This window comes from Streptomyces sp. TN58, from assembly GCF_001941845.1.
GTDB lineage: Bacteria > Actinomycetota > Actinomycetes > Streptomycetales > Streptomycetaceae > Streptomyces.
This window is the reverse complement of the sequence record NZ_CP018870.1, coordinates 1,372,265-1,387,765: the sequence shown is the minus strand read 5'-3', so window position 1 is coordinate 1,387,765 and position 15,501 is coordinate 1,372,265. Positions and strand designations below refer to the sequence as shown.

At 71.4% G+C, this 15,501-nt stretch carries 15 protein-coding genes; 14 read left to right on the top strand and 1 reads right to left on the bottom strand.

Annotated features, from left to right (window positions below; all coding sequences use genetic code 11):
• Positions 1 to 73: 73 nt before the first annotated feature.
• The 8 genes from aroC (at position 74) to nusB (ending at position 6,468) form a co-directional block, all read left to right on the top strand.
• Complete coding sequence (gene aroC / locus BSL84_RS06295; protein ID WP_030026195.1) at positions 74 to 1,258, top strand: chorismate synthase; 1,185 nt, start codon at positions 74 to 76, stop codon at positions 1,256 to 1,258.
• Positions 1,255 to 1,773, top strand: a complete 519-nt coding sequence (locus BSL84_RS06290; RefSeq protein ID WP_075969981.1) for a shikimate kinase — start codon at positions 1,255 to 1,257, stop codon at positions 1,771 to 1,773. Before aroC ends, BSL84_RS06290 begins: the two co-directional genes overlap by 4 nt.
• Complete coding sequence (gene aroB / locus BSL84_RS06285; RefSeq protein ID WP_075969980.1) at positions 1,770 to 2,861, top strand: 3-dehydroquinate synthase; 1,092 nt, start codon at positions 1,770 to 1,772, stop codon at positions 2,859 to 2,861. Before BSL84_RS06290 ends, aroB begins: the two co-directional genes overlap by 4 nt.
• Entirely contained in the window at positions 2,858 to 3,298 is a 441-nt protein-coding gene (gene aroQ, locus BSL84_RS06280) for a type II 3-dehydroquinate dehydratase (protein ID WP_030026191.1), read from the top strand. Before aroB ends, aroQ begins: the two co-directional genes overlap by 4 nt.
• Before the next feature lie 93 nt (positions 3,299 to 3,391).
• Positions 3,392 to 4,180: an AAA family ATPase gene (locus BSL84_RS06275; protein ID WP_030026190.1), complete on the top strand. Its 789-nt coding sequence runs from the start codon at positions 3,392 to 3,394 to the stop codon at positions 4,178 to 4,180.
• Between the two features lie 118 nt (positions 4,181 to 4,298).
• Entirely contained in the window at positions 4,299 to 5,405 is a 1,107-nt protein-coding gene (locus BSL84_RS06270) for an aminopeptidase P family protein (protein ID WP_075969979.1), read from the top strand.
• A 59-nt stretch (positions 5,406 to 5,464) separates the two neighbouring features.
• The gene (gene efp, locus BSL84_RS06265) at positions 5,465 to 6,031 is read left to right on the top strand and encodes an elongation factor P (RefSeq protein WP_030026187.1); all 567 of its coding nucleotides are present in this window, start codon (positions 5,465 to 5,467) and stop codon (positions 6,029 to 6,031) included.
• 2 nt (positions 6,032 to 6,033) lie between these two features.
• Positions 6,034 to 6,468, top strand: coding sequence for a transcription antitermination factor NusB (gene nusB, locus BSL84_RS06260; RefSeq protein WP_045322065.1), 435 nt, complete (start codon positions 6,034 to 6,036; stop codon positions 6,466 to 6,468).
• Positions 6,469 to 6,685: 217 nt separating this feature from the next.
• On the opposite strand, the gene bldD is transcribed toward nusB, so the two are convergent.
• Positions 6,686 to 7,186, bottom strand: a complete 501-nt coding sequence (bldD, locus tag BSL84_RS06255; protein WP_030026184.1) for a transcriptional regulator BldD — start codon at positions 7,184 to 7,186, stop codon at positions 6,686 to 6,688.
• 287 nt (positions 7,187 to 7,473) lie between these two features.
• On the opposite strand from bldD, the gene pyrR reads away from it, so the two are divergent.
• The 6 genes from pyrR to carB all read left to right on the top strand — a co-directional run bounded on the left by pyrR (position 7,474) and on the right by carB (position 15,490).
• Complete coding sequence (gene pyrR / locus BSL84_RS06250; protein ID WP_030026183.1) at positions 7,474 to 8,049, top strand: bifunctional pyr operon transcriptional regulator/uracil phosphoribosyltransferase PyrR; 576 nt, start codon at positions 7,474 to 7,476, stop codon at positions 8,047 to 8,049.
• Positions 8,050 to 8,193: 144 nt separating this feature from the next.
• Positions 8,194 to 9,183: an aspartate carbamoyltransferase catalytic subunit gene (locus BSL84_RS06245; protein WP_030026182.1), complete on the top strand. Its 990-nt coding sequence runs from the start codon at positions 8,194 to 8,196 to the stop codon at positions 9,181 to 9,183.
• A 2-nt stretch (positions 9,184 to 9,185) separates the two neighbouring features.
• Positions 9,186 to 10,472: a dihydroorotase gene (locus BSL84_RS06240; RefSeq protein WP_030026181.1), complete on the top strand. Its 1,287-nt coding sequence runs from the start codon at positions 9,186 to 9,188 to the stop codon at positions 10,470 to 10,472.
• The gene (locus tag BSL84_RS06235) at positions 10,469 to 11,050 is read left to right on the top strand and encodes a hypothetical protein (RefSeq protein ID WP_030026180.1); all 582 of its coding nucleotides are present in this window, start codon (positions 10,469 to 10,471) and stop codon (positions 11,048 to 11,050) included. Before BSL84_RS06240 ends, BSL84_RS06235 begins: the two co-directional genes overlap by 4 nt.
• Positions 11,047 to 12,189: a glutamine-hydrolyzing carbamoyl-phosphate synthase small subunit gene (carA, locus tag BSL84_RS06230; protein WP_030026179.1), complete on the top strand. Its 1,143-nt coding sequence runs from the start codon at positions 11,047 to 11,049 to the stop codon at positions 12,187 to 12,189. The genes BSL84_RS06235 and carA overlap by 4 nt, the downstream gene beginning before the upstream one ends.
• Positions 12,182 to 15,490, top strand: coding sequence for a carbamoyl-phosphate synthase large subunit (gene carB / locus BSL84_RS06225; RefSeq protein ID WP_045322064.1), 3,309 nt, complete (start codon positions 12,182 to 12,184; stop codon positions 15,488 to 15,490). Before carA ends, carB begins: the two co-directional genes overlap by 8 nt.
• The last annotated feature ends 11 nt before the right edge of the window (positions 15,491 to 15,501 follow it).

Sequence of the window (15,501 nt, the reverse complement as noted above, 5' to 3'; positions counted from 1 at the left end):
TCGGGAGAGGCGGGTCCGGGCCGCGCACCCGATCGCGCCGTCGCAGTACCAGGCGCGAGCATGAGGAGCATCGTTGAGCAGGTTGCGTTGGCTGACCGCAGGAGAGTCGCACGGACCGGCACTGGTCGCGACGCTGGAGGGCCTTCCCGCCGGCGTCCCGGTCACCACCGAGCTGGTGGCCGATCACCTGGCCCGTCGCCGGCTCGGCTATGGCCGCGGTGCCCGGATGAAGTTCGAGCAGGACGAGATCACCTTCCTCGGCGGCGTCCGCCACGGCCTGTCCCAGGGCTCCCCGATCGCGGTGATGATCGGCAACACCGAGTGGCCCAAGTGGGAGACCGTCATGTCGGCCGACCCGGTCGACCCCTCGCTCCTCAAGGACACCGGCCGCAACGCGCCGCTGACCCGTCCGCGCCCCGGCCACGCCGACCTCGCGGGCATGCAGAAGTACGGCTTCGACGAGGCCCGGCCGATCCTGGAGCGCGCCAGCGCCCGTGAGACCGCCGCCCGCGTCGCCCTCGGCGCCGTCGCCCGTTCCTTCGTCAAGGAGGTCGCGGGCATCGAGATCGTCTCCCACGTGGTCGAACTCGCCGCGGCCAAGGCCCCGTACGGAGTCCTCCCCACCCCCGCCGACGTCGACCGCCTCGACGCCGACCCGGTGCGCTGCCTCGACGCCGACGCCAGCAAGGCGATGGTCGCCGAGATCGACCAGGCCCACAAGGACGGCGACACCCTCGGCGGCGTCGTCGAGGTGCTGGCCTACGGCGTCCCGGTCGGCCTCGGCTCGCACGTCCACTGGGACCGCCGGCTCGACGCCCGCCTCGCCGGCGCCCTCATGGGCATCCAGGCCATCAAGGGCGTCGAGGTCGGCGACGGCTTCGAGCTCGCCCGCGTGCCCGGCTCGAAGGCGCACGACGAGATCGTCTCCACCCCCGACGGCATCAAGCGCACCTCCGGCCGCTCCGGCGGTACCGAGGGCGGCCTGACCACCGGCGAGCTGCTCCGCGTCCGCGCCGCGATGAAGCCGATCGCGACCGTCCCGCGCGCCCTGGCCACCGTCGACGTCGCCACCGGCGAGGCGGCCGTGGCCCACCACCAGCGCTCCGACGTGTGCGCCGTCCCGGCCGCCGGCATCGTCGCCGAGGCGATGGTCGCCCTCGTGCTGGCCGACGCCGTCGTCGAGAAGTTCGGCGGCGACTCGGTCCCCGAGACCCGCCGCAACGTGCAGGCCTACCTCGACAACCTGCAGATCCGGTGAGCGCCGGACCGCTCGTCGTCCTCGTCGGGCCCATGGGGTCCGGAAAGTCCACGGTGGGGGCGCTGCTCGCCGAGCGGCTCGGCGTCCCCTACCGGGACACCGACGCCGACATCGTCACCGCCCAGGGCCGGCCGATCTCCGACATCTTCGTCGACGAGGGCGAGCCGTACTTCCGCGAGCTGGAGCGGCAGGCCGTCGCGGCCGCCGTCGCCGAGCACACCGGAGTACTCGCCCTCGGCGGCGGCGCCGTCCTCGACGCGGGCACCCGCGCCCTGCTGGCCGGCCTGCCCGTCGCCTACCTCTCGATGGACGTCGAGGAAGCCGTACGGCGGGTGGGCCTCGGCGCCGCGCGCCCCCTGCTCGCCGTCAACCCGCGCCGGCAGTGGCGCGAGCTGATGGAGGCCCGGCGCCCCCTCTACACCGAAGTCGCGCGCGTCGTCGTGGCCACCGACGACCGCACCCCCGAAGAGGTCGCCCAGGCGGTCCTCGACGCTCTGGAGTTGAAGGACGTATGACAGACCAGGTGACGCGGATCCACGTCGGCGGAAGCGCCGGCCATGACCCGTACGACGTGCTGGTCGGGCGGCAGCTGCTCGGTGAGCTCGGCTCCCTGATCGGCAGTCAGGCCCAGCGGGTCGCCGTGATCCACCCCGAGGCCCTCGCCTCGACCGGGGAGGCACTGCGCGACGACCTCGCCGACCAGGGCTACGAGGCGGTCGCCATCCAGGTGCCGAACGCCGAGGAGGCCAAGACGGTCGAGGTCGCCGCCTACTGCTGGAAGGCGCTGGGCCAGTCGGGCTTCACCCGCACCGACGTCATCGTCGGCGTCGGCGGCGGAGCCACCACCGACCTCGCGGGCTTCGTCGCGGCCGGCTGGCTGCGCGGGGTGCGCTGGGTCGCCGTACCGACCACCGTCCTGGCGATGGTGGACGCGGCCGTCGGCGGCAAGACCGGCATCAACACCGCCGAGGGCAAGAACCTCGTGGGCGCCTTCCACCCGCCGGCCGGCGTGCTCTGCGACCTCGCCGCACTGGAGTCGCTGCCGGTCAACGACTACGTCAGCGGCCTCGCCGAGATCATCAAGGCCGGATTCATCTCCGACCCGGTGATCCTCGACCTGATCGAGGAGGACCCGCAGGCGGCCCGTACGCCCGCCGGCCCGCACACCGCCGAACTGATCGTGCGCTCCATCCAGGTCAAGGCCGACGTCGTCGCCAGCGACCTCAAGGAGTCGGGACTCCGCGAGATCCTCAACTACGGCCACACCCTCGCGCACGCCATCGAGAAGAACGAGCGCTACAAGTGGCGCCACGGCGCCGCCGTCTCCGTCGGCATGGTCTTCGCCGCCGAACTCGGCCGGCTCGCCGGCCGCCTCGACGACGCGACCGCCGACCGGCACAGGGAGATCCTCGCCTCGGTCGGTCTGCCGCTGACCTACCGCGGCGACCAGTGGCCCAAGCTGCTCCAGACCATGCAGGTAGACAAGAAGTCCCGCGGCAACCTGCTGCGCTTCATCGTCCTCGACGGCCTGGGCAAGCCCACGGTGCTGGAGGGCCCCGACCCCGCGCACCTGATCGCCGCCTACGGCGAGGTGTCGGCGTGAGCCGCCCCGTCCTCGTGCTGAACGGCCCGAACCTGGGCCGGCTCGGCTCGCGCGAGCCCGACGTGTACGGGGCCACCTCGTACGCCGGGCTGGTGGAGAGCTGCCGCGCGCTCGGCGGGGAACTCGGCTTCGACGTCGAGGTCCGCGAGACCAACGACGAGGGCGAGATGATCCGCTGGCTGCACGAGGCGGCCGACGGGAAGATCCCCGTGGTCATCAACCCGGGGGCCTTCACCCACTACTCGTACGGCATGCGGGACGCGGCCGCACAGCGCACGGCGCCGCTGATCGAGGTCCACATCTCGAACCCGTACGCCCGTGAGGAGTTCCGGCACACCTCGGTCATCGCGGCCGTGGCCACCGGGACCGTGGCGGGCTTCGGCATCGGCTCCTACCGGCTGGCACTGCGGGCGCTGGCGGAGGAGACCGACGCCTGACACCCCGGGCCGGCGGCCTGGTGGACGGCCGGACCCCCGCGGTCATATAACGTTCTCGCATCAGTCGCAGGAACGAGACGAAAGTGGCAGCGGATGCACCAAGGAGTGGGTGGCGGGGGCTGGGGGCAGCCGGGGCAGCGTCCTGCGGCGCCCCCGCAGCCGCCTATACCCCCGGCGCAGGGCTGGCCGGGTTCGCCCCCGCCCCCGCCGCCGTCCCAGCAGCAGGCCCCATCCCCCCACCAGGCCCCGCCGCCGCCCCACGTGGCGCCCGTACCGGAGGCCACCGGCCACATCCCGCTGCCGCCCGCGGTGGCGGGAACCGGCGGCGCCGTGCTCGCCGTACTGCTGATCGGGCCCGCCGGGGCGGGCAAGACCACCGTGGCCCGCCACTGGGCCAGCACCCGGCCCGTGCCGACCGCCCACGTCAGCCTGGACGACGTGCGCGAGTGGGTCTGCTCCGGCTTCGCCGACCCGCAGGCCGGCTGGAACGAGCACTCCGAGGCGCAGTACCGGCTCGCCCGCCGCACCTGCGGTTTCGCCGCCCGCAACTACCTGGCCAACGGCATCTCCTGCATCCTCGACGACGCGGTCTTCCCCGACCGGCCCGTGGTCGGGCTGGGCGGCTGGAAGCGGCACGTGGGGCCGACGCTGCTGCCGGTCGTGCTCCTGCCCGGCCTGGAGATCGTCCTGGAGCGCAACGCCGAGCGCTCCGGCAACCGCCGCCTCTCCGACGAGGAGGTCGCCCGCATCCACGGCCGGATGGCCGGCTGGTACGGCTCGGGACTGCCGATCATCGACAACTCCCAGCTCGACGTCGAAGGCACCGCCCGCGCCCTCGACGAGGCCCTGGCCAGAGCCCTCCCGGCCCCCGGCGGCTGGTAGCGGCCGCCCGGCGGGGAAGCTGGCCGGGCAGGGCCGGCGGCACTGCCGAGGCCGTACCGCACCTCGTCCGGACGCGCTCGCCGGGCCGGATCCGCAGGGCGCTCGTAGGCTCGAAGACATGTCAGACGTGTACGCCGCCCGTCGGGGCCTGCTTCGCGACCGATGCGCCGCCGCGGGGAACGCCGCAGCGCTGATCACGCGTCCGGCGAACGTCCGCTACCTCTCCGGGGCGTCACCGCTCGGCGCCGTACTGCTCGTCGGACCGACCGAGGACGCGATGTTCTGCGCCGGCGCACCCACCGGCGAGGCCGACGAGGGACGCCTCGACGAACACCTCCGGGTCACCGTGCTGGCCGGCCGCGGCGGCGACCCCGCCGTCGCGGCCGCCGACGCCGCCTCCTCCGGACGGGCCGACTCGCTCGCCGTGGAGGAACACCACCTCACCGTCGCCCGGCACCGGGCCCTGGGCTCCGTCGCGCCCCGGCTTCGCCTCGCCGACCTCGGCAACGCCGTCGAACAGCAGCGCCTCGTCAAGGACGAGGGGGAGATCGCCTGCCTGCGGATCGCCGCCGAGATCGCCGACCAGGCACTGGGCGAACTGCTGGAGTCCATCCTCGTCGGACGCACCGAACGCCACCTCGCGCTGGAGCTGGAGCGCCGGCTCGTCGACCACGGCGCGGACGGCCCGGCCTTCCCCACCTCCGTCGGCACCGGACCGCACTCCGGGCGCTCCCGGCACCGGCCCTCCGACCGCAGGGTGGAGGAAGGGGACTTCCTCTCCGTGTGCCTGGGCGCCAACTACCGCGGCTACCGGTGCGAGATCGGCCGTACGTTCGTCATCGGGACCACACCGGCCGACTGGCAGATCGAGCTCTACGACTGCGTCTTCACCGCCCAGCGGGCGGGCCGGGAGGCGCTCGTGCCGGGGGCCGCCTACCGGGAGGTGGATCACGCGGCCCGCTCCGTACTGGACTCCGCGGGGCACGCGGAAGCCCTCGCTCCGTCGACGGGACACGGTGTCGGCCTCGAAATCGACGAGGACCCGCAGCTTGCACCTACGGCAATGGGTAAACTGGACGCTTGCGTGCCGGTCACCGTCGAACCGGGGGTTCACCTCCCCGGCAGGGGAGGTGTCCGGATCGATGACACGCTCGTCGTACGCCCCGAGGCGGACGGCGGTCCCGAGCTACTCACCATTACGACCAAGGAGCTGCTCGCGCTCTAGCCCGCACTGCCGGGTGGTGCGCGCACCCGTGGTCTTCCAGTGCAGGAGATTCCGCAACCGTGGCTTCCACGAACGACCTCAAGAACGGCATGGTGCTCAAGCTCGACGGTGACCAGCTCTGGTCCGTCGTCGAGTTCCAGCACGTCAAGCCCGGCAAGGGCCCGGCCTTCGTGCGCACCAAGCTCAAGCACGTGCTTTCCGGCAAGGTCGTCGACAAGACCTTCAACGCCGGCACGAAGGTCGAGACGGCCACCATCGACCGCCGTGACATGCAGTTCTCGTACATGGACGGCGAGTACTTCGTCTTCATGGACATGCAGACCTATGACCAGCTGATGGTCGACCCGAAGGCCGTCGGCGACGCCGCCAACTTCCTCATCGAGGGCTTCACCGCCTCGGTCGCGCAGCACGAGGGCTCGGTTCTCTACGTCGAGCTCCCCGCCGCCGTCGAGCTCACCATCGAGCACACCGACCCGGGCGTCCAGGGCGACCGCTCCACCGGCGGCACCAAGCCCGCCAAGCTGGAGACCGGCCACGAGATCCAGGTCCCGCTGTTCGTCAACACGGGCGAGAAGGTCAAGGTCGACACCCGCACCAGCGACTACCTCGGCCGGGTGAACAGCTAACCGTGGCTGCCCGGAGCAACGCGCGCAAGCGCGCCTTCCAGATCCTGTTCGAGGCCGACCAGCGCGGGGTGTCCGTCCGCGAGGTCCTCGCGGACTGGATCCGCCACGCGCGGTCGGACGACCGGCAGCCGCCGGTCAACGCCTTCACGATGGATCTGGTCGAGGGTTACGCCGACAAGGTGAACCGCATCGACGACCTGATCGTCACCTACGCCGTGGACTGGGACCTCGACCGCATGCCGGCCGCGGACCGGAACATCGTGCGGCTCGGTGCCTACGAGCTGATCTGGGTGGACGACACCCCGGACGCCGTGGCCATCGACGAGGCCGTCCAGCTCGCCAAGGAGTTCTCCACGGACGAGTCCCCCTCGTTCGTGAACGGGCTGCTGGCCCGCTTCAAGGACCTCAAGCCGAGCCTGCGGCGCAGCGAGAGCTGACGGCACGCCGCCCCGCGGCACCGGCACCGCCATTCGGAAGGGCCCGCAGCATGTGCGCTGCGGGCCCTTCCGTTGCGCCCGTACGGCCCTCGGCCCTAGGGCGTTTTGCGAAACACGCCCTCGGAGCGCGGCGGGACGAAAAAACCGGTGGGTGCCGGGCCCCCGCAAGGGCCCGGCACCCACCGGTAAACGTTTCTGCTGGTGTGGAGCGCGAGGATCAGACGTCCTCGTGCGCCACCGCGCGACGGGCGTCCGCGTCCAGCACGCCCCAGCTGATGAGCTGCTCGGTCAGCACCGAGGGCGACTGGTCGTAGATGACGGCCAGGGTGCGCAGGTCGTCCTGGCGGATCGACAGCACCTTGCCGTTGTAGTCACCGCGCTGGCTCTGGATCGTCGCCGCGTAACGCTGCAGCGGGCCGGCCTTCTCCGCGGGGACGCCCGCCAGGCGCTCCAGGTCGAGGCGCAGCTTCGGCGGCGGCTCGGCCGCTCCGCCGGGAGTCGTGCCCGGCAGCAGTTCCTGCACCGGCACCCCGTAGAAGTCCGCCAGCTCGGCCAGGCGCTGGACGGTCACGGCGCGGTCCCCGCGCTCGTACGACCCGACCACCACGGCCTTCCACCGGCCCTGCGACTTCTCCTCGACACCGTGGAGGGAAAGGCCCTGCTGGGTGCGGATGGCGCGGAGCTTGGCCCCGAGCTGTTTGGCGTATTCGCTGGACATAACGCTCCCGGACGCTGTGACGCTGTGACGGAAAGGACACTGCGACTACATAACTACGTGCGGCTCCGCCGCGCGGCTGGTAACTCACTGTGAGGTTACGCAGCGTTACTTGGGTGCGTCAAGCCGAATGGTCTTCATCCCCCCGGGAGAGGGGCGCCAGCAGCCCCGTGGGCGCCCTGCCGCCGGCCCCCGGTGCCGGGGCACCACAGCTCCCCTGGTACCGTGGGAGACGTACATCAGACGTCCTTTAAGGTCCGTCCCGTGAGGCGGAGAAGGAGGTCCTTTTCATGGACGCCCAGCAGAACTCCGATTCCGCGCGCCCCGTACTGGAGGCGCAGGACATCGCACGGGTCCTGACCCGTATCGCCCACGAGATCGTCGAACGCGCCAAGGGCGCCGACGACGTGGTGCTTCTCGGCATCCCCACCCGCGGTGTGTACCTGGCCCGCCGGCTGGCGGACAAACTCGAAGCGATCACCGGCGCGAAGATCCCGGTCGGCTCCCTCGACATCACCATGTACCGCGACGACCTGCGCATGAAGCCCGCCCGCGCGATCGGCCGCACCGAGATCCCCGGCGACGACCTCGACGGACGCCTCGTCGTCCTCGTCGACGACGTCCTGTTCTCCGGCCGCACCATCCGCGCCGCGCTCGACGCCCTCGGCGACCTCGGCCGCCCCCGCGCCGTCCAGCTCGCCGTCCTCGTCGACCGCGGCCACCGCGAACTGCCGATCCGCGCCGACTACGTCGGCAAGAACCTCCCCACGTCGCTGCGGGAGACCGTCAAGGTCCAGCTCCAGGAGGAGGACGGCCGTGACGCCGTGCTGCTCGGCCAGCGGACCGCCCAGGCAGCAGGGCAGTAGCCCACCACGACGACGGACCCCGGCGGGGTCCGCGCCGAGCCCTGCCCTGCCCGCCGCGCACGCCTGCACGTCAGTCCGCTGCACGTCAGTCCGCTGCACGTCAGTCCGCCCGCACCTGACCTCCCGACCTACGGAGCCATCCAGATGAAGCGCCACCTCATCTCGGCCGCCGATCTCACGCGCGACGACGCCGTCCTGATCCTCGACACCGCCGAGGAGATGGCCCGCGTCGCGGACCGGCCGATCAAGAAGCTGCCCACCCTGCGCGGTCTCACCGTCGTCAACCTCTTCTTCGAGGACTCCACCCGCACCCGGATCTCCTTCGAGGCGGCCGCCAAGCGCCTGTCCGCCGACGTCATCAACTTCTCCGCCAAGGGCTCCTCGGTCTCCAAGGGCGAATCCCTCAAGGACACCGCGCTGACCCTGGAGGCCATGGGCGCCGACGCCGTCGTCATCCGCCACCACGCCTCCGGCGCCCCCTACCGGCTCGCGACCTCCGGCTGGATCGACTCCGCCGTCGTCAACGCCGGCGACGGCACCCACGAGCACCCCACCCAGGCCCTCCTGGACGCCTTCACCATGCGCCGCCGCCTCGTCGGCCGCGACGCGGGCCTGGGCAAGGACCTCGACGGCCGCCGCATCACCATCGTCGGCGACGTCCTGCACAGCCGCGTGGCCCGCTCCAACGTCCACCTGCTGCACACCCTCGGCGCCGAGGTCACCCTGGTGGCCCCGCCCACCCTCGTCCCCATCGGCGTCGAGACCTGGCCGTGCGAGGTCTCCTACAGCCTCGACGACGTGCTGCCGAAGTCGGATGCGGTGATGATGCTCCGTGTGCAGCGCGAACGCATGAACGCCGCCTTCTTCCCGACCGAGCGCGAGTACTCCCGCCGCTACGGCCTCGACGGCGACCGCATGGCCAAGATGCCCGAGCACGCCATCGTGATGCACCCCGGCCCGATGAACCGCGGCATGGAGATCACCGCCCAGGTCGCAGACTCCGACCGCTGCACCGCCGTCGAACAGGTCGCCAACGGCGTCTCCACCCGGATGGCCGTCCTCTACCTGCTGCTCGGAGGCTCCGAGCCCGCCGTCACCACCACCCCCGCCGCCCGCACCGAGGAGAGCAAGTAACCATGAGCAAGATCCTTATCCGTGGCGCGAAGGTACTCGGCGGCGAGGCGCAGGACGTCCTGATCGACGGCGAGACCATCGCCCAGGTCGGCCAGGACCTCCCCGCAGACGGCGCGACCGTGATCGAGGCCGCCGGCCAGGTCCTCCTCCCCGGCCTCGTCGACCTGCACACCCACCTGCGCGAGCCCGGCCGCGAGGACTCCGAGACCGTCCTCACCGGCACCCGCGCCGCCGCCTCCGGCGGCTACACCGCCGTCTTCGCCATGGCGAACACCTTCCCCGTCGCCGACACCGCCGGCGTCGTCGAGCAGGTCTGGCGCCTGGGCAAGGAGTCCGGCTACTGCGACGTGCAGCCCATCGGCGCCGTCACCGTCGGCCTGGAGGGCAAGCAGCTCTCCGAGCTGGGCGCCATGCACGAGTCCGCCGCCCGCGTCACCGTCTTCTCCGACGACGGCAAGTGCGTCGACGACGCCGTGATCATGCGCCGGGCCCTGGAGTACGTGAAGGCCTTCGGCGGAGTCGTCGCCCAGCACGCCCAGGAGCCCCGCCTCACCGAGGGCGCCCAGATGAACGAGGGCGTCGTCTCCGCCGAGCTCGGCCTCGGCGGCTGGCCCGCCGTCGCCGAGGAGTCGATCATCGCCCGCGACGTCCTCCTCGCCGAGCACGTCGGCTCCCGCGTCCACATCTGCCACCTCTCCACCGCCGGCTCCGTCGAGATCGTCCGCTGGGCCAAGTCCCGCGGCATCGACGTCACCGCCGAGGTCACCCCGCACCACCTGCTCCTCACCGACGAGCTGGTCCGCTCCTACAACGCGGTCTACAAGGTCAACCCGCCGCTGCGCACCGAGCGCGACGTCATGGCCCTGCGCGAGGCCCTCGCCGACGGCACGATCGACATCGTCGCCACCGACCACGCCCCGCACCCGCACGAGGACAAGGACTGCGAGTGGGCCTCCGCCGCCATGGGCATGGTCGGCCTGGAGACCGCGCTCTCCGTCGTCCAGCAGACGATGGTGGAGACCGGACTGCTCGACTGGGCGGGCGTCGCCGAACGGATGTCCTACGCCCCGGCGCGCATCGGCGGCCTGGCGGGCCACGGCCGCCCCGTCTCGGCAGGTGAACCCGCGAACCTCACCCTGGTCGACACCTCGTACCGTGGTGTCGTGGACCCCGCACACTTCGCCTCCCGGAGCCGCAACACGCCCTATGAGGGCCGTGAGCTTCCCGGACGCGTCACTCACACCTTCCTGCGGGGCCGGGCAACGGTCGTGGACGGGAAACTCGCGTGACACCTGCAGTGATCCAACTGGCCGCCGAGGCCGCCGAACGACAGTCGGCGGAGGTGACCGAAGTCGGCGCACGCATCGCGTGGGTGATCGGCCTCGTCGTCTTCATCGCGTTCGTGTACTGGCTGATGCGGCAGGGCTGGAAATGGCGGGGGGCCCTGCAGAACGACCTGCCCGAGCTCCCCGCAGCCCCCGACGGCCTCCCCGCGCACCGGCTGGCCCTGACCGGCCGCTACCACGGCTCCACCACCGCCGGACAGTGGCTCGACCGGATCGTCGCCCACGGCCTGGGCATCCGCAGCCGGGTCGAGCTCACCCTCACGGACGCGGGCCTCGACGTGGTCCGACCGGGTGCAGGCGACTTCTTCGTACCGGCCGCGCAGCTGCGCGGCGCCCGCCTCGACAAGGGAATCGCGGGCAAGGTACTCACCGAGGGCGGTCTGCTCGTCGTCACCTGGGCGCACGGCGACAAGCTGATCGACTCCGGATTCCGCTCCGACCGCGCGGCCGAACACGCCGCCTGGGTCGAAGCGATCAACCTCATGAACCCATCCATCACGACGGAAGGCGCCGAACGATGACGACCTCCACCAGGGGAGCAGCCAAAGCTCCCGCCGTACTCGTCCTGGAGGACGGCCGCATCTTCCGCGGCCGCGCCTACGGCGCAGTGGGGGAGACCTTCGGCGAGGCCGTGTTCTCCACCGGCATGACCGGCTACCAGGAGACCCTCACCGACCCGTCGTACCACCGGCAGGTCGTCGTGATGACCGCCCCCCACGTGGGCAACACCGGCGTCAACGACGAGGACCCCGAGTCCTCCCGCATCTGGGTCTCCGGCTACGTCGTACGCGACCCCGCCCGCCTCCCCTCCAACTGGCGCTCCCGGCGCACGCTGGACGACGAGCTCGTCAGCCAGGGCGTCGTCGGCATCTGCGGCGTCGACACCCGCGCCCTGACCCGCCACCTGCGCGAGCGCGGCGCCATGCGGGTCGGCATCTTCTCCGGCGAGGCCATCGCCGACGACGCGGCCCTGCTGGCCAAGGTCCAGGCGCAGCCGCAGATGAAGGGCGCCAACCTCTCCGCCGAGGTCGCCACCAAGGAGGCGTACGTCGTCCCCGCGATCGGCGAGAAGCGCTTCACCGTCGCCGCCGTCGACCTCGGCATCAAGGGCATGACCCCGCACCGCATGGCCGAGCGCGGCATCGAGGTCCACGTCCTGCCCGCCACCGCCACCGTCGAGGACGTCTACGCCGTCCAGCCCGACGGCGTGTTCTTCTCCAACGGCCCGGGCGACCCGGCCACCGCCGACGGCCCCGTCTCCGTCATGCAGGGCGTCCTGGAGCGCAGGACCCCGCTCTTCGGCATCTGCTTCGGCAACCAGATCCTCGGCCGCGCACTCGGCTTCGGCACCTACAAGCTGAAGTACGGCCACCGCGGCATCAACCAGCCGGTCCAGGACCGCACCACCGGCAAGGTCGAGGTCACCGCGCACAACCACGGCTTCGCCGTCGACGCGCCCCTGGACAAGGTCTCCGAGACCCCCTACGGCCGCGCCGAGGTCTCCCACGTCTGCCTGAACGACCAGGTCGTCGAAGGCCTCCAGCTGCTCGACCAGCCGGCCTTCTCCGTCCAGTACCACCCCGAAGCGGCCGCCGGCCCGCACGACGCCGCGTACCTCTTCGACCGTTTCGTATCCCTGATGGAGGCCGAGCGTGCCTAAGCGCACCGATATCCAGTCCGTCCTGGTCATCGGCTCCGGCCCGATCGTCATCGGACAGGCCGCCGAGTTCGACTACTCCGGCACCCAGGCCTGCCGCGTCCTCAAGGCCGAGGGCCTGCGCGTCATCCTGGTCAACTCCAACCCGGCGACGATCATGACCGACCCGGAGATCGCCGACGCCACGTACGTCGAGCCGATCACCCCCGAGTTCGTCGAGAAGATCATCGCCAAGGAGCGCCCCGACGCCCTGCTCCCGACCCTCGGCGGCCAGACCGCGCTGAACACCGCGATCTCCATGCACGAGCAGGGTGTGCTGGAGAAGTACGGCGTCGAGCTCATCGGCGCCAACGTCGAGGCCATCAACAAGGGCGAGGACCGCGACCTCTTCAAGGGCGTCGTCGAGGCCGTCAAGGCCAAGATCGGCTACGGCGAGTCCGCCCGCTCGGTCATCTGCCACTCCATGGACGACGTCCTCAAGGGCGTCGAGACGCTCGGCGGCTACCCCGTCGTCGTCCGCCCCTCCTTCACCATGGGCGGCGCCGGCTCCGGCTTCGCCCACGACGAGGACGAGCTGCGCCGCATCGCCGGCCAGGGCCTCACGCTCTCCCCGACCACCGAGGTGCTCCTGGAGGAGTCCATCCTCGGCTGGAAGGAGTACGAGCTGGAGCTGATGCGCGACACCAAGGACAACGTGGTCGTCGTCTGCTCCATCGAGAACTTCGACCCGATGGGCGTCCACACCGGCGACTCCATCACCGTCGCCCCCGCCATGACGCTCACCGACCGCGAGTACCAGCGGCTGCGCGACATCGGCATCGCGATCATCCGCGAGGTCGGCGTCGACACCGGCGGCTGCAACATCCAGTTCGCCATCGACCCGGTCGACGGCCGCGTCATCGTCATCGAGATGAACCCGCGCGTCTCGCGCTCCTCGGCGCTCGCGTCGAAGGCCACCGGCTTCCCGATCGCCAAGATCGCCGCCAAGCTGGCCATCGGCTACACGCTCGACGAGGTCCCCAACGACATCACCGAGAAGACCCCGGCCTCCTTCGAGCCGACCCTCGACTACGTCGTCGTCAAGGCCCCGCGCTTCGCCTTCGAGAAGTTCCCGGTCGCCGACGCCACCCTCACCACCACCATGAAGTCGGTCGGCGAGGCCATGGCCATCGGCCGCAACTTCACCGAGGCCCTGCAGAAGGCCCTGCGCTCCCTGGAGAAGAAGGGCTCGCAGTTCACCTTCGTCGGCGAGCCCGGCGACAAGGACGAACTGCTGGCCACCGCGGTCCGCCCCACCGACGGCCGCATCAACACCGTCATGCAGGCCATCCGCGCCGGCGCCACCCAGGAAGAGGTCTTCGCCTCCACGAAGATCGACCCCTGGTTCGTCGACCAGCTCTTCCTGATCAAGGAGACGGCCGACGACCTCGCCGCAGCCGAGAAGCTGGAGCCCGAACTCCTCGCCGAGGCCAAGCGCCACGGCTTCTCCGACGCCCAGATCGCCGAGATCCGCGGCCTGCGCGAGGACGTCGTCCGCGAGGTCCGCCACGCCCTCGGCGTCCGCCCGGTCTACAAGACGGTCGACACCTGCGCCGCCGAGTTCGCCGCGAAGACCCCGTACTTCTACTCCTCCTACGACGAGGAGTCCGAGGTCGCCCCGCGCACCAAGCCCGCGGTCATCATCCTGGGCTCCGGCCCGAACCGCATCGGCCAGGGCATCGAGTTCGACTACTCCTGCGTCCACGCCTCCTTCGCCCTCAGCGACGCCGGCTACGAGACCGTGATGGTCAACTGCAACCCGGAGACCGTCTCCACCGACTACGACACCTCCGACCGCCTGTACTTCGAGCCGCTGACGCTCGAAGACGTGCTGGAGATCGTCCACGCCGAATCCCTCGCCGGCCCCATCGCGGGCGTCGTCGTCCAGCTCGGCGGCCAGACCCCCCTGGGCCTCGCCCAGGCCCTCAAGGACAACGGCGTCCCCGTCGTGGGCACCTCCCCGGAGGCCATCCACGCCGCCGAGGACCGCGGCGCCTTCGGACGCGTCCTCGCCGAGGCCGGCCTGCCCGCCCCCAAGCACGGCACGGCCACCACCTTCGCCGGCGCGAAGGCGATCGCCGACGAGATCGGCTACCCGGTCCTGGTCCGCCCCTCGTACGTGCTCGGCGGCCGCGGCATGGAGATCGTCTACGACGAGGCCCGCCTGGAGTCATACATCGCGGAGTCCACCGAGATCTCACCGACCCGCCCCGTGCTGGTCGACCGCTTCCTCGACGACGCCATCGAGATCGACGTCGACGCCCTCTACGACGGCAACGAGCTCTACCTCGGCGGCGTCATGGAGCACATCGAGGAAGCCGGCATCCACTCCGGCGACTCGGCCTGCGCCCTGCCCCCGATCACCCTCGGCGGCTACGACATCAAGCGCCTGCGCGCCTCCACCGAGGCCATCGCCAAGGGCGTCGGAGTCCGCGGCCTGATCAACATCCAGTTCGCGATGGCCGGCGACATCCTCTACGTCCTGGAGGCCAACCCGCGCGCATCCCGGACCGTGCCCTTCACCTCGAAGGCCACCGCCGTCCCGCTCGCGAAGGCCGCCGCCCGCATCTCGCTCGGCGCCACCATCGCCGAACTGCGCGAGGAGGGCCTGCTCCCGAAGACCGGCGACGGCGGCACCCTGCCGATCGACGCGCCGATCTCCGTCAAGGAGGCCGTCATGCCGTGGTCGCGCTTCCGCGACATCCACGGCCGCGGCGTGGACACCGTCCTCGGCCCGGAGATGCGCTCCACCGGCGAGGTCATGGGCATCGACGCCGTCTTCGGCACCGCCTACGCCAAGTCGCAGGCCGGCGCCTACGGCCCGCTGCCCACCAAGGGCCGCGCCTTCATCTCCGTCGCCAACCGCGACAAGCGCTCGATGATCTTCCCGGCCCGCGAGCTCGTCGCCCACGGCTTCGAGCTGATGGCCACCTCCGGCACCGCCGAGGTCCTGCGCCGCAACGGCATCAACGCCACCGCGGTGCGCAAGCTCAGCGAGGGCGAGGGCCCGAACGGCGAGAAGACCATCGTCCAGCTGATCCACGACGGCCAGGTCGACCTGATCGTCAACACCCCGTACGGCACCGGCGGCCGTCTCGACGGCTACGAGATCCGCACCGCCGCCGTGGCGCGCGGCGTCCCGTGCCTGACCACGGTCCAGGCGCTCGCCGCCGCCGTCCAGGGCATCGACGCGCTCAACCGCGGCGACGTGGGCGTCCGCTCCCTCCAGGAGCACGCGGAGCACCTGACCGCGGCCCGCGACTAGCAGCCGTACGA